Here is a 14584-nt window from a genome sequence, read left to right on the forward strand (position 1 = left end):
GTGTGTTTTTATTGGTCTCAATAAATGTATGAATTTTGATCCTCGGCTTGTACAACGTTTAACTCGACCCTTAAAGCGTCCAGGTGTGACTAATCATCGGATGTCTGAGGGTTTGCTTGAGCGTTTTCAAGCTTTAGAGAATCGCTTACCCTTGTTGGATCAGCAATTGAATCGTTGGTCAACGATTGTTGAATTGGATGCGGAACAAGTTCCCATTGTCTATGCCCAAAGTTCTGAATTGGATAATCAGGCAGTAGATGATTTGCAGGGGGCTTTTGTAGGGGCAAAACAAGAGATGCGATCGCCGATCTCGAATAGTGTAAAAATTTCTAAGACACTTACTAATCAAGATTCACAGCAAGATTTAAAGCAAGATTCACAGCCTCATCATCCAAACACAGCACAGCAAACTTCTGAAATCTCCATCTCAGAAGATCTCACAACGGATGTAATTGTTAAAGTGATCGCTAACGAGGTTGACTCACCATCAGATGTAATGCCCATAGTGCAGCAGGAAATTCCATCTATTCCAATAGCCTCAAGTGAGCCTGTAGTTCTAGCTAAGGAGGATTTAAGCATCAATGCAAGATCTGTTGATCCCGTATCTGAGTCAATTAGTTTTATTCCTGCGATCGCCTCTTCAGAGCAAAAACTATCCTTTGTGCAACTTCCACAAAACTTAGATTCGACGCTGCTAGATCGAGGGTTGCCTATATCTTCGGAACCATCCTTACCCAAAACATCGATTTTGCGTACAGATACACCTACAGCAGCCATACAAACTGAGCAGTCCTTAACCCAAATTCCCAACCTCCCTCAGACTGCGATCGTTCCGATCTCCAATCCGCCATCTGCATTACCATCGGAACCTTTGAGTTTTGCCTCAAACATATCCTCAGAGACATCAGGGCATCAACTCTCTTCATTACAAGCCAAACAAATTAATCCTGTTAGTACGGAGCAGACTGAGATAACTTTGCTTTCTACTTTTCAGCCTGAATCTTCTCAACCCTTGATTATTCAGCCTGTTAGCGAAGGTGTCATTCAAGCTCGTTATGATAATGCTGATCCAAGTAATATTCATGTATCAAATGACTCAACGGATGTAATTGTTAAAGCGATCGCTACCGAGTTTGACTCACTATCAGAGGTAATGCCCGTAGTGCAACAGGAAATCTCTTCAAATCCAATAGCCTCAATAGAAGCATCTGTAACACCAATTAAGGCGATCACACAGGACATCGCGCCAATCATGATAGGTGCTGTGGATATGCCGATAATTCAAGCACAACGAGAGTCTGGGACAAAGGTAAGTAAGGAATCAGAAAAACAGTTAACCACAGCCAAGTCGAAACAGACTAAAAACAAGAGGCGATCGCCTGCCCCAAATACTGTAAAAAATACCGAGATAGCAATTAGTCAAACATCAACTCATCATCCAAATACAGAAAAGCAAACTTCAGAAAGCTCTATTTTAGGAGATCTCATAACGGATGTGACTGTTAAGCCGATTGCTACTGAGGTTGATTTGCTATCAGATGTAATGCCCATAGTGCAACAGGAGATTTCATCAAGTCCAATAGCCTCAGTAGAAGCATCTGTAACGCCAGTGAGCGCGATCGCATCTTCAGAGCAAAAACTATCCTTTGTGCAGCTTCCACAAAACTTAGATCCGACGCTGCTAGATCGAGGGTTGCCTATACCTTCGGAACCATCCTTACCCAGACTATCGATTTTGCGTACAGATACACCTACAGAAGCCATACAAACTGAGCAGACCTTAACCCAAATTCCCAACCTCCCTCAGACTGCGATCGTTCCGATCTCCAATCCGCCATCTGCGTTACCGTCAGAGCCTTTGAGTTTTGCCTCAAATATATCCTCAGAGACATCAGAGCATCAACTCTCTTCATTACAAGCCAAACAAATTAATCCTGTTAATACTAAGCATCTTCAGACAACTGTGCTTTCTGATGCTCAGCCTGAACTCTCTCAACCCTTGGTTATTCAGCCTGTTAGCGAAGGTGTCATTCAAGCTCGTTATGATAATGCTGCTCCCAATATGATCAATGTACAACCTTTGATATCTACGGTCACTGATGCTCCGACTTATCCTTTAGCGCTAGATGCGATCGCTCCTTTAGAAAATTTGCTAAACCTAGATCCGAACTTACCAGATAATCCCATCGCTAGAGCGTCATGGTCAGACAGTTCACCTGAAGTTGCAGAAATTTCATGGGCATCCTCTGCAAATCCCCATAACCCAATGCCAATAGTTTATGCTGATCCCATTACATCGTTACCATCGTCAACTGTAACAAGTATTGAAGTTTCTGCCTTGGAGTCGCCGCTTTTGATTAAAGCTAGCAAGATTGATGTCCCGACTTCTCAAACTTCGCCCGAATCTCTAGTTCAAAGAATTACTCAGGAGTCTAACTCCTTTGAGCAGAAAGACCTAGAACCCTCTACAGTTCGTCCTAACTTTACGACCCAAAATATAGTCAGCACAACAGGTGACAATGATCTGCAAACTTTTGCTCAAACGGTCTACTCATCTCAAGATGATTTGGTATTGACCCCATTGAATCCAACTACAGTCAATGAAAATAAAATAGTTACTACCTCCATTAATCCCAAGACCATAAAAGTCAATAATTCAACCCCAGTCACTGATCTTAAGAAACAACTAACCTCTTCTTCCTTGGTCACTCAAATAGTTAGAGAAAAAGTTTCTCCTTCTAATTCTTTGTCTCTCATCCAGCCTCCCATTTTCCCCACAGTTCAAGCAATATTAGAAACTTCTGAGCAGACCTTTGAGCCTCTACTTTTGTCCCGTCATAACTCTACCAATTCAGCATCAGAGACTATGGGAAGTCACCCAAATCAGAGTTATCCCACCAATTCAAAGGTGATTACTAGATCTGACAGCACGATTACTTCCCCAACCTCAACCTCATCAATCCAGACTAACGCTTCTTCAGCATTATCCACAGCACAACCACCTGCGATCGCTAATCATGCTAATCAAAATTCAAATGCTTTTATGAAAACTCAAAATAATCCTGAAATGAGGGAAACAAACGAAATTAACATTGATTTACTAGTAGCAAAAGTAGAACGAAAAATAATCCAACGTCTTATTGTTGAAGGTGAAAGAAGAGGGAAAAGAAAATGGCTCTAGAGAAATTAAAAATTAAGGCTGAGAAGGATCAAGAAGGCGATTTTGCTGAGGAAATCGAAGTACTGTTTAATCCTAACCAACTCCAAATTGACAAAACGGGTTGGCGATTGGATAGTGGTTACCCTACAGCGGCAAATGAGCTAGCGACTTTAACAATTAATCTATTTTTTGACACAACTCTAAGCGGATCTCCACCAGAGAATGTCCAAAAATATACGAAGAAAATCTTTAATTTAACCCATCCTAAAATTGGCACAGATACAAAACGTCCGCCTCGTTGCAAGTTGAGTTGGGGGAAAATTGGCGGCAATGACAGCGTCCTATTGCCCGATGGATTTTTGGAAAGAGTCAGTAAAACCTTAACTCATTTTCTAGAAGATGGAACGCCAGTTCGAGCCACCTTAAACTGTACTTTTCGAGAGTGGGCAGATTTAGAAAAACGGAGAAAGGAAGCCAATCTAATTGATGATCCAGTACGCATTGTCCGCCGAGGTGAAACCTTAAGCAGTATTGCCAATGAAGAATATGGTGATCCAGCATTATGGCGAATTATCGCCAATGAAAATAATCTAATAAATCCCCGAGCCTTAACAGCAGGATTGGTCTTGACTATTCCGCCATTGAGGATCTCATATTAAAAAGTTTATCTATACAAAACTAATATTAATCAATAAATCAATAATAGTAATAAATGTCTGAATATTCTGGTGTTAAAACGCTCTCTCCTAATGTCGAAGTCCTAATTCAAGGACAAAAATTATCGACGAAAGCTGATGCTGATCTTTTAGAGTTAACAGTATTTGAAGATATTGATGCTCCGAGCATGTTCACTTTGGAATTTCTGAGTTGGGATCTAGCAAAAAGTAAGTTTACATGGATTGACGATAGTTTATTTGATATTGGGAATGAAGTCGAAATAAAAATGGGTTATCAAAATACGCTTAAAACTATTATTTTTGGTGAAATTACAGGATTAGAGCCAGAATTTAGTCAGGGAGCTACGCCTAGACTAGTAGTTAGAGGACATGATCTAAGACATCGACTTTTAAGAGGCTCGAAAACCAAATCATTTACCAAAATGAAAGATAGTGACATTTTTAGTGATATTGCCAGAGCGCGAAATTTAACGCCAAAAGTTAAAGATAGTGAAGTTAAACATGATTATGTTTTGCAACATAATCAGACGGATTGGGATTTCTTAAAAAGTCGGGCTGAACGAATTGGTTATGAAATAGTTATTGAGAAAAAAAATATTTCTTTCCAACCTCCTCAGATTGATAGTCAAAAAGTATTAACCCTAAAATTCAAAGAAGGATTAAGCGAGTTTTTCCCTCGTTTAAGTACGATGAATCAAGTTGAAAAAGTTGAGGTAAGGGGATGGTTACCAGATGATAAGAAGGAATCCTTAGGGAAAGCCGCAGCAGGGAAAGAGGGTAGTAAGATGTCAGGTAAAAAAACTGGCCCGCAGGTAGTCGATAGTTTTGGCTCTTCGATCGCTACGATTGTGCATCAACCAATAAGAACCAAAGCAGAAGCAGATCAAATTGCTCTGGGACAGTTCAAAGATATGGCGCTTGCCTATATTACAGCCGAAGGAAGTTGTGCAGGAAATCCCACCGTACAAATTGCCAAAGTAATCGATATTCAAGAAGTAGGAAAACGCTTTAGTGGACTCTACTATGTGACTTCAACTGAACATCACTATAGTCACAAATCTGGCTATCAAACATCATTTACCGCAAGGAGAACCGCATCATGATGGGATTGGATTTATTAATTCCTGACGATCGCACGGCACGATTTTATGGTGTCACGATCGCTGTAGTTACAAATATTAAGGATGACGATGGTCTAGGTCGTGTAAAAGTTAAATTCCCTTGGTTAACTGATGATGATGAAAGTCCTTGGGCGCGAGTGATGACTCCGATGGCAGGGGATGATCGCGGCTTTTATTTTTTACCCGAAGTAGATGATGAAGTGCTAGTTGCCTTTGAACATGGGGATATGTCATTTCCTTACATTTTAGGAAGTTTATGGAATGGTAAGGATAAACCACCTGAAAAAAATGATGATGGCGAAAATAATAAACGGTTTATTAAATCTCGCAGTGGTCACATGATTGTTTTCGATGACACTGAGGATAAAGAAAAATTTATTATTCAGGATAAAAGTGGCAAAAATAAAATTACGATTGATTGCGAAAATGACTCAATGCAAATTGAAGTTGAGAAGGATTTAATTATTAAGGCTAAGGGAAAAGTTTCGATTAAAAGTAGTGACGATGATATAGTAATAGAGTGTAAAAATTTGGAGCTTAAAACTGAACAGGATATCAAAATCAATGCTGGTTCTAATTGTAATATTCAAGCAAAAATGAAAGGAGAGTTTAGTTCAAAATCTGGGCTTGAATTGAACTGTTCGGCGGGGGTAAAGGTAAATAACGGGGCGTTGGAGGTGATGTAATGGATATTGATTTTTTAGGAGTTGGTTGGTCACTACCGATCCAACTAGATCAAACACAGCAGATCCAGACTGCAAAGTATGAAGCAGCAGTGCGTCAATCAATTTGGGCGATACTCAGTACTGCACGAGGAGAAAGGCTAATGCGTCCTGAGTTTGGTTGTCGAATTCATGATCATATTTTCGCGCCGAATACAGCAGGAACGGTAGGGCAAATTATTAGTGATGTAAGGGCTGCATTAATTGAATGGGAACCCCGTATTGATATTTTAGATATTGATTTATTACCGCAATTTACCCACCCAAACTTATTACAAATTTCGATTAATTACCAAGTCCGAACGACAACCAACGAGTTTAACCTTGTTTATCCCTTTTATCTCCAGTAAATCATCTCTAGTAAATCATCTCTAGTAAATCATCTCTAGTAAATCATCTCTAGTAAAAGATATGTCCTTGGAACCGCCAAAGCTAGATCAGCGTAGTTATGAAGATATCGTTCAGCATAGTTTAAAGCTGGCGAAATCCTACACGGATTGGAGATCCCCAGAATCTCAATCTTCTCAATCTGCTGATGTGGGTTTGGCCCTGATACGAATTTTCGGTCATATGATGACTGTGGTGCAGGATCGCCTCAATCAGGTTCCTAATCGCAATCAGCTCGCGTTTATGAATCTGATTGGCACGGAGTTGATCCCACCTCAACCATCACGGGTTCCAGTCACGTTTAACTTAGCGGCTGGCAGTCCAGTTGAAGCCTTAGTTCCGAAACAGACGAGAATTGCGGCTCCCCCTCCAGAGGGGAAAGATGAAGAAGTTGTGTTCGAGACAGAGCGGGAGTTACTGGTCACTAATACCCAACTTACTTCAATTTTTGTGATTGAGGATCGTGACTACTATAGCGATCGTCATATTGCGACAGTTGTTGATGCTGTCCATGAGCCATTTCCTGTCTTTCATGGTGATACGACCGTAGAGCATTATCTTTATTTGCATGGAAAGGAGCTGTTTGACTTACCGAAGTTGGAGACAATCACCGTGACCTTTGAGACGGATTCTCCAGAGAGTGCCACACAGCTTGCTTTTCGGTTACGGGATTGGATGACGTGGGATGGAAAATCTTGGCAACCCTTGACGGCTGTAGAATGTGAGTGTGGAAGTGGATCGAAGCGATCGCAGGTACTAGTGACTATCACGCAATTGCCGAAACTGAAAGAGGTTGAGGTAGATGGGGTTTCAGCAAAATGGTTACGAGTGAGTTTGAGTCCCCATCATCGGCAAAATTTACCTGAACTGTTGCCCAGCCTTGTGACCACCAATATTGATCAAACAGCTCTCCCCAAGGAATGCTTTTTTAATACGATTAGGCTAGATCTTAGTAAAGATTTCTATCCCTTTGGCACAACGCCGCAGTATAACGACACATTTCTGATGGCGTTAGATCAGCGTCTAATTCAACCGAGCATGGCGATCGAAATACAGGCGCAATTAAGCCAAGTGCCTCGTTATACAGATGATTTAGAACTGCTTTGGGAAGTAGGCTGTGGACAGCAATGGCAGACCATTGAGAGTACCGAAGATGCCGAAAAATTTCGGTGGCTGTCGGATGCGGCTCCATTGCGGTTAGTCGAAGGAAGTGTGACAGGGACGTTTCAATTTCCTGCCACATTACCACCATTGCCAATGGGTGAGGAAAGCTATTGGCTAAGGGCGCGGATTGTGCAGGGAATATATGGGAGCCGAGGGCGTACCCGTCAATATGTGATGTATAACGATGTGACCATGCTTTCGACAGCGATCGCCATTGGTCAAACTGAGATTGTGGTGGATAACATTGAGGCTTTGGCTGTTGAGGATACAATTCGTCTTCAGTCAGGAATGGAACCGACTCGCCAAGAGGAAGCCAAAATCGTCGCCATTCGTCCTGCCACATCCGTTGTCGTCCTAAATCGGGCCACACGTAACGCTTACACTGCGGGCAGTCGTATCCTCAGTAAGTTTGCTATCACTGAGCAAACATCAGATATATTTGAGCCGCCAATTCTGCAATCGATTACTCTGACCTATCGCTGTTTTCTAGAACAAACAGCCAAGATCAAGTCTTACAACGATTTTATTTTTGCAGATGGCGATGCCCTAGAGTTGTTTCTCCATCGTTCTGCTTTTGCTGGTGAAAGGGTCGTAGAGTTAAACGATGTAAGTGCGTTGGCAGTTGGGGAAATTGTCAAGTTTACGGGACAAACGGTCGAACTGGGGCAGATTGAACTGATTGATCGCGATCGCCAACAGGTGATTTTAGTTAAGCCCTTAGATTACGATCATCTCAATGCTACAAGGGTATTGCGATCGTTCCATCCGCTTACTCCCCAGATCCATCGAGATTCTTCTCTTTATCTAGGGTTTAACCGTCCTTTCCCCAACCGAGCCAATACGCTTTATCTGCAAATCCAACCTCCGAACCCTGAAAGTGTTGCTCCAAAAGCAAATCAGACCGTTCAGCTTAGTAATACCCAGCGCTTAGTATGGGAATATCCCAGTCCCAAGGGGTGGCTACCCTTGACCGTAGCGGACGAGACTCAGGGATTTTTAGAAAAGGGGTTGATCCAGTTTGTCGGCCCCACCGATTGGATTACTTCACCCCATTTTGGGCAGCAATGCTATTGGTTACGGATACGCCAGCAGCCGTTAGATTGGCAATCTTTGCCTATAGTTTTGTTTTATCTATGGCGGTGGGCTATCTCCTATGAACTATATAATCTCTATAGCATGATGCGTTACTTTGCTCGTTGGGTGGCTCGCGCAGGGGATTTTCCTGTACCACCCCGTCTCTGTGCAGTACGAACAAATACGACTTGGGCAAATCAATCCATCACTCTGAATGGAGAAATACTAGGATCGAGTAACCATGAGCCAAATCAGGTGCTAAATGTAAGTCAGTTTCCAATTTTGTGGGGTGAATCCTTAGTAGTTGAAGAGGGACGCTTGCCATCGGAGTCGGAACAACGATATTTACGTCAGCACTTTGGCGATGAGGCGATCGCCACCCATTATGATGAAACAGGTCGCCTTGAAACTGTCTGGGTACGTTGGCAAGAAGTACCAGATTTTCATAGCTCTGCTCCTAATGATCGCCATTATGTAATCGATAGGCAATTGGGGAAAATTCGGTTTGGGGATGGTCAAGCAGGAAAGATCCCACCCCGTGGACGCAATAATATTCGCCTAAATACTTATTGCATGGGTGGTGGAATCCGAGGCAATCGAGATGCTCAAACCATCACGGAACTGAAGACAACGATTCCCTATATCGCCCAAGTGATCAATTGGGAAGCCTCCCAAGGGGGCAGTAACCAAGAATCCCTTGAGCGCTTGAAGGTGCGATCGCCACAACGTCTCCGTCATGGCGATCGATCAGTGACTGCCCAAGACTTCGCTGATCTCACCTATGAAGCCTCCGTTGACATTGCTCGTGTGCAGGTGATCACCCCTGACATGATGGCTCCCGACTTTAGTCCCCTCCTTGAAGAACTCTGGATTGATCCTCATCCTGACCCCAACCATCAGGCGATCGCTGGCAACGAGATCGATGTCTTCAAAGTTTTCAACAATGAACTCAATGCTGGTTGGGTTCAAGTAATCATTGTCCCCCACAGCACCGACCGTCAACCAACGCCTAATCTTGCTCTCCTTAACCGTGTTTCCCAATTCCTCAAGGCACGCTATGTTCCTACACTTAAACTCCGCGTTTCTGGACCTAAATGGCAGGAAATCCGTGTTAATACCGAGATTGTTCCCCAGAACGTCGCTAATGCTGGAACCGTTAAAGCTGATGTGCTGAAAGCTCTCCAAAGTTTTTTCCATCCCTTGACAGGGGGACAACAGGGGAGTGGTTGGCAATTTGGTCGTCGCCCCCACCATTCTGATGTCTATGCTGTCATCGAAGCTGTCTCTGGTGTGCGCTATGTCCATGCCCTCGAAATTCAGCCCGCCGATGCGATCGTCGATCAGCAAACCTTGATCTATTCGGGAATCCACCAGATTGAGCTAAAACTACCTGAAATTAGTACCTAAGCTATGCCTATCCCTCTTTCTAATCTAGACGATCGCACCTACGCTGACCTTGTGGAAGAGGCGATCGGGCGCATTCCCATCGAAGCTCCCGAATGGACTGATTACAATCCTGCCGATACGGGGATTGTGCTCATTGAACTATTGGCTTGGTTGACCGAAATGGTTCTATACCGCCTCAACCAAATTCCTAATTCCAACCAAGCCATCTTTCTTTCCCTGCTCAAGGGTAAACCTTGGACAATTCCCAGTGGACTCTCCACTGCCGCTCAAGCTAACTTGCTCCAGAGTGAAATTCAAACGACCCTTGCCCAACTGCGCCAACCTTACCGCGCCGTCACTTCCGCCGATTTTACGCAACTGATTCTCCACGATTGGCTACAAACTAAAACTGCTCCACGGGAATTTGGGGCAAATGCTGAAATTGCCCGTGTCCATTGCCTTCCTGAACGAGATTTAGACAATGCCGACATCGATCAGGTTGTCGAAGCTCACATCAGCCTCGTAGTGATGCCCCGTCATTTCCAAGAGGATACGACCCTGTTGCGGCACACCCTCAAGCGGTTCCTCAACCAACGTCGCTTGATCACCACGCACCTGCATATCGTTGAACCCCATTACGTTAATGTCACATTGTCCGCCACGCTCTATCTAGAAGACAGCGCCAACTTCAGGATTGTGCAAGATCAAGCAAAAGAACGTATTCAACATTTTTTTGCTCGCCTCGATTCCCATGAATTTTGGGATGGACAAGGCTACCCCTTCGGCAATGACATCTACCTTTCAGAACTCTATCAACTCCTCGATGGGCTGGCGGGAGTTGACTATGTGGAAGCCATAGAATTGACTGGTGTTGAAGGCGATCGCCAAAAATACAACGAGCAAAATCAACTAATTGGGCTGTCAATTCGCGAGCACGAATTAGTGCAGATCCAGATTGGCTCAATTCAAACTTTGCAACGGTTCGGAACAACATGGAAACCAAATATCTAAGCAGTTATTTAGAATATCTCCCAGCCTATCTGCAAAGCGATCCATTTTTGGGTCGGTTTCTACTTGCCTTTGAGCAGGGCTTGAGTGGGATTCCTTCCCTTGAGCCAGTCCCATTTCGACCTCATATTCTGACTTCAGGATCAGAATCCCCCGTGGGTCTCGAAACTGTTATTTCCCAGATCCATACCTATCTCGATCCTCAACAGACACCTGCTGACTTTTTGCCTTGGTTAGCGGGTTGGGTGGCTCTAAGCTTGCGGGAAGATTGGGATGAGGAGGTAAAACGACAGTTTATTAGCCAGATTGTGCCACTGTATCGCCTGCGGGGCACTATTCTCGGACTCAAAAAAATGCTCACGATCTACCTAGAAAATTCTGGGTTGAGCTATCCCGAACGAACGATTTCCGTCTTTGAGTTTGCCGATCGCCCCCATTATTTTCAAGTGCAATTAGCCTTGCCCAGTAATCAGGTGATTCAGCCCGATCGCTACTGGCGAGAATGCCGCGCAGCTCAGGCGATCATCAACGAAGAGAAACCTGCCCATACTTTCTATGCGCTCCGCATTTTAACGTTGACGATGCAACTGACCCAAACTTGGGGTTGTTGTTATCCTTTTGCAATGTTTGAAGCCCCGTCAGGTCAGAAGGTACAGGTAGAAGTGTCTGTTGCCCTTGATCCAACACTGTTTGAACCAGCATTAGCGGAACAGATCTTAATCCGCATTCAGGGCAAAACGGAGGTGTTAGAGCCGAACGGCAGTCAAATGGGACCAGTGGTAAGGCAGACAGTTTTCTATGAAAAGATGTTGGCGAATCCCAATGGTTATTTTGTGGCTTTGGCAAATTTAAGCGATCGCCATCTCAGCGGTACTATGACCGTCCAACTCAACTTCACTCTAAACCATCAACGTGTCTCTGTCGTCCTCTTGACTGCTCCCTTTCGTCTAGAACCAAACCTCAGAATCTATCGACCTTGGCGACCAGTCGAGGAGATGTCTGGCAGTAGTCGCCTCACCGATGATCCTCAGACTACTCTAAGACTACAGAGCGAACCTCCCCTGCGCCTCGATCAGTCCCAAACCCATTACATTGATGGGAATACGCACCTTGGAACGCGCCGAGGTCAGACTATGCGCCTTGTCCATGATGCAAGGCTTCGCATCTATAAACCCAGAACCCGATGGGATCAGATGCAGGGCAGTACGCGCCTTGGTTCCAGTGCCGATCAAACTATGCAATTGCCTATCGATCCAGAAAATTTGACGCTTCAGGTTTATACCCGTCGCGCCGAGTACAAAATCGGCAATACATTGTTGGGTGCAGAGATCGGCGATACATTACGTATTGTTCCCAATTCCCAATGGCTAGAACGAATTTATCGATTTCATCTCTTTGATACGCCCGATAAACGTCGAATCGAAATTGAAGCTTTTATCGAGCCACAAGCTATCAGTCCAGAGGAATTGCAAAAAATCAGTCATCTTTTAGTAGTCCGAATGCAGTCGCAAACCGCTGCTTTACCGCCCTATACTCCTGAATTGGAGTTTGTAGATCAGGGCATTCGGGTTACTCACCATATGCCCTATGAGCGGTTTCTCAAGAATATTCAGGGATTTTATATAGTTATACAGAATCTCAATAATCAGACTGTGACAGGGACAGTGACGATTCAGATTAATTTTAATCTCAATCAGCGACCTACTTCTTTGGTTATTTTGGTGGAGAATTTTGAACTAAGCCCAAGGGTTCATGCGTTAGAAATTTGTCATCAAAATACCAATGGCACAATGAGTGGAAACACCATTCTTGGTCGAGTCACTCCCGCAATGCTCCGAGCTAATATCCAAGAAGATGACTGGATTGATTGAATTGATTAATTTAAATCCCCGAAAAGATAGGTTTGCTAAATATTTGAGGTTCCACAGTTATGGCGGATTTTATTTTAACAACGGGTGATTTAGCGATGTTTAATCCTGCTTTTGGGGCGGCGATCGTCACGGTGATCCCAGGCAATTTAATGGGAACAGGAAAAATGATGATTAATAAAAAAATGGCTTGTATTGATGGAGATGAAAAAACAGTTATGGTTCCTGGTTGTCCCTACATCACTGCATCGCACCCTATTCCTGGTGTTGGTATGCTAAGTATTGCTTCCCTAGCACCGAATCAAAAAGCTCTACGCACAAAATCGAATAATAAGCCAGTTTTACTGAAGGGAGGAACGTTTAATGCGAAGTTTCAAGTTCTTGTGCCAGCTCAACAGCCGACACCTGCGGGGCCAGTTCCTGACGCTACGCCGCAATATTCGGGTACTGGTACTTTTATGACTACAAATATGCGAGTTAAAGGTACATAAATTACAGATAATAAGTTCAACATCAAAGTTCTATTCGGGCAATTAGTATATTGGTTTGATGTTGACCCAAACTTCAGAAAGTTAAGGATGAAATAATCATGGGCAATTCGCGACAAGGTCAACATCAAACAGTAAAAGCAGCTTCTTCAACAAATACAGCTAGTAAGCAAGAGTCTGCTATGCTGCGTGAAGAGCCGCAGGAACTTTTGACCAATCAGGCTTTGGGGCGTGTTTTGCAGGCTCAGAGGAAATTGCCACAGATATCCTCTATGCCAATGGACAGGATACAGAGGCAGAGTCTACATTCATCATCTGGCTTTCGAGGTTTATCACAGGAGTTGGCACGGGGAGGTTCTCAGGGGCTAGTAGTACAACCCAAGTTGAAACTGACTAAGGCAGGCGATCGCCATGAACAGCAAGCGGATCGGGTAGCGGCTCAGGTTGTTAAACGTATTAACACAGATCCCATCCGCAAAGCTGAGCCGATAGATAGCAAACGCATTATGCCGAAAGCAGTTGCTCCGACATCTGCACCCACAGGCACGGCTGTAACTCCACAATTCGAGACCACGATCCAGCAGCAAAGGGGGCAGGGGCAAGCAATTCCAGAGGATGTGCGTGAACCCCTTGAAGAAGCATTTCATGCTGATTTCAGACATGTGCGTATCCATACTAATGAAAAATCTCATCAGTTAAGCCACTCGATTCAGGCGATCGCTTTTACCACAGGAACTGACATCTTTTTTAAGCAAGGTGCATACCAGCCGCGCAGTCGTCAAGGTCAAGAACTTCTCGCCCATGAATTGACCCATGTAGTTCAGCAAAATTCTCAAAAAACTGCCGTTCAACGCAAAGGGGCAGGGCAAATCCAGTTTAGTAATGAACCATTTCCAGAAATTGCAACCTTTGTTCAGGATGTTACTCAAGAAATCCAATCATTTTCAGATACATGGCTAAATTCGCCTCCATCAGAAATCGAAATATTTCCTTGGTTTAAGCTCGTCAAGCCAAGTATCAAGTTGGAGCAAACAACAGATAATTGCAGTCTAGATATTCAAGGGGAATTAAAACTGAATTTTGGCTCTGATTTTGGTGCTATCCAGCCGAAGGGAGGCTTCAAAATCAATTACCAAAGCCAAACCAAAAAATGGGATTACAAGAGTGAAAATGTTGGTGTAGAGGTCACGGTTTCCGAGATTCTCCAGTTCAAGGCAAATAATATCCAATATGATCGTGCCAGCAAAGCTCTCAAAATCGAAAATGCAGATCTCACAATTCCAAAACTGAATGATACAGCAGCCACAGTCACGGATGCGACTATTGGTCAAGCTGGACTAGATTGGAAAACAGCAACCATCAGTGCCACTGAGATTAGCTTAGGCAGTTATGCCAAGATCACTAATCCTATCGCGACCATTGGTGGATCAACGGCTAAATATAACTCCAGTTTCACGGGTGGTTTTAACGTTAACTTGGGACAGCCAGATTTGGCTAGCCTTAATGGTAGTGGTGAACTCACAGTCACC

Annotated in this window: 10 protein-coding genes; all 10 read left to right on the plus strand. The window is 43.8% G+C overall.

Annotated elements, in window-relative coordinates; translation table 11 throughout:
• Positions 1 to 28: 28 nt before the first annotated feature.
• Positions 29 to 3181, plus strand: coding sequence for a hypothetical protein (locus H6G05_RS21670; protein ID WP_190581453.1), 3153 nt, complete (start codon positions 29 to 31; stop codon positions 3179 to 3181).
• Positions 3172 to 3819 carry a CIS tube protein gene (locus H6G05_RS21675; protein ID WP_190581455.1) on the plus strand — a complete coding sequence of 216 codons (648 nt, stop codon included), beginning with the start codon at positions 3172 to 3174 and terminating at the stop codon, positions 3817 to 3819. The genes H6G05_RS21670 and H6G05_RS21675 overlap by 10 nt, the downstream gene beginning before the upstream one ends.
• A gap of 53 nt (positions 3820 to 3872) precedes the next feature.
• Positions 3873 to 4940 carry a phage late control D family protein gene (locus H6G05_RS21680; RefSeq protein ID WP_190581457.1) on the plus strand — a complete coding sequence of 356 codons (1068 nt, stop codon included), beginning with the start codon at positions 3873 to 3875 and terminating at the stop codon, positions 4938 to 4940.
• Positions 4937 to 5644: a phage baseplate assembly protein V gene (locus H6G05_RS21685; RefSeq protein WP_190581459.1), complete on the plus strand. Its 708-nt coding sequence runs from the start codon at positions 4937 to 4939 to the stop codon at positions 5642 to 5644. The genes H6G05_RS21680 and H6G05_RS21685 overlap by 4 nt, the downstream gene beginning before the upstream one ends.
• Entirely contained in the window at positions 5644 to 6030 is a 387-nt protein-coding gene (locus H6G05_RS21690; protein WP_190581461.1) for a GPW/gp25 family protein, read from the plus strand. The genes H6G05_RS21685 and H6G05_RS21690 overlap by 1 nt, the downstream gene beginning before the upstream one ends.
• Positions 6031 to 6091: 61 nt before the next feature.
• Complete coding sequence (locus tag H6G05_RS21695) at positions 6092 to 9712, plus strand: baseplate J/gp47 family protein (protein ID WP_190581463.1); 3621 nt, start codon at positions 6092 to 6094, stop codon at positions 9710 to 9712.
• A 3-nt stretch (positions 9713 to 9715) separates the two neighbouring features.
• Positions 9716 to 10702, plus strand: a complete 987-nt coding sequence (locus tag H6G05_RS21700) for a baseplate J/gp47 family protein (protein ID WP_190581464.1) — start codon at positions 9716 to 9718, stop codon at positions 10700 to 10702.
• Complete coding sequence (locus H6G05_RS21705) at positions 10684 to 12570, plus strand: phage tail protein (RefSeq protein ID WP_190581465.1); 1887 nt, start codon at positions 10684 to 10686, stop codon at positions 12568 to 12570. The genes H6G05_RS21700 and H6G05_RS21705 overlap by 19 nt, the downstream gene beginning before the upstream one ends.
• 59 nt (positions 12571 to 12629) lie before the next feature.
• Positions 12630 to 13058, plus strand: coding sequence for a hypothetical protein (locus H6G05_RS21710; RefSeq protein WP_190581466.1), 429 nt, complete (start codon positions 12630 to 12632; stop codon positions 13056 to 13058).
• 98 nt (positions 13059 to 13156) lie between these two features.
• Positions 13157 to 14584 (plus strand): eCIS core domain-containing protein (locus H6G05_RS21715; protein WP_190581468.1); only part of this gene is annotated, 1428 nt, incomplete at its 3' end.

Origin of the sequence: Phormidium tenue FACHB-1050 (assembly GCF_014696925.1) — a bacterium.
In the GTDB taxonomy this organism is placed as follows: Bacteria; Cyanobacteriota; Cyanobacteriia; order Pseudanabaenales; family Pseudanabaenaceae; genus Pseudanabaena.

What these genes read in the sequence shown, in the direction of transcription:
- H6G05_RS21670 (WP_190581453.1), top strand. Translation starts at nt 29, where the DNA reads ATGAATTTTGATCCTCGGCTTGTACAACGTTTAACTCGACCCTTAAAG.
- H6G05_RS21675 (WP_190581455.1), top strand. Translation starts at nt 3,172, where the DNA reads ATGGCTCTAGAGAAATTAAAAATTAAGGCTGAGAAGGATCAAGAAGGC.
- H6G05_RS21680 (WP_190581457.1), top strand. Translation starts at nt 3,873, where the DNA reads ATGTCTGAATATTCTGGTGTTAAAACGCTCTCTCCTAATGTCGAAGTC.
- H6G05_RS21685 (WP_190581459.1), top strand. Translation starts at nt 4,937, where the DNA reads ATGATGGGATTGGATTTATTAATTCCTGACGATCGCACGGCACGATTT.
- H6G05_RS21690 (WP_190581461.1), top strand. Translation starts at nt 5,644, where the DNA reads ATGGATATTGATTTTTTAGGAGTTGGTTGGTCACTACCGATCCAACTA.
- H6G05_RS21695 (WP_190581463.1), top strand. Translation starts at nt 6,092, where the DNA reads ATGTCCTTGGAACCGCCAAAGCTAGATCAGCGTAGTTATGAAGATATC.
- H6G05_RS21700 (WP_190581464.1), top strand. Translation starts at nt 9,716, where the DNA reads ATGCCTATCCCTCTTTCTAATCTAGACGATCGCACCTACGCTGACCTT.
- H6G05_RS21705 (WP_190581465.1), top strand. Translation starts at nt 10,684, where the DNA reads ATGGAAACCAAATATCTAAGCAGTTATTTAGAATATCTCCCAGCCTAT.
- H6G05_RS21710 (WP_190581466.1), top strand. Translation starts at nt 12,630, where the DNA reads ATGGCGGATTTTATTTTAACAACGGGTGATTTAGCGATGTTTAATCCT.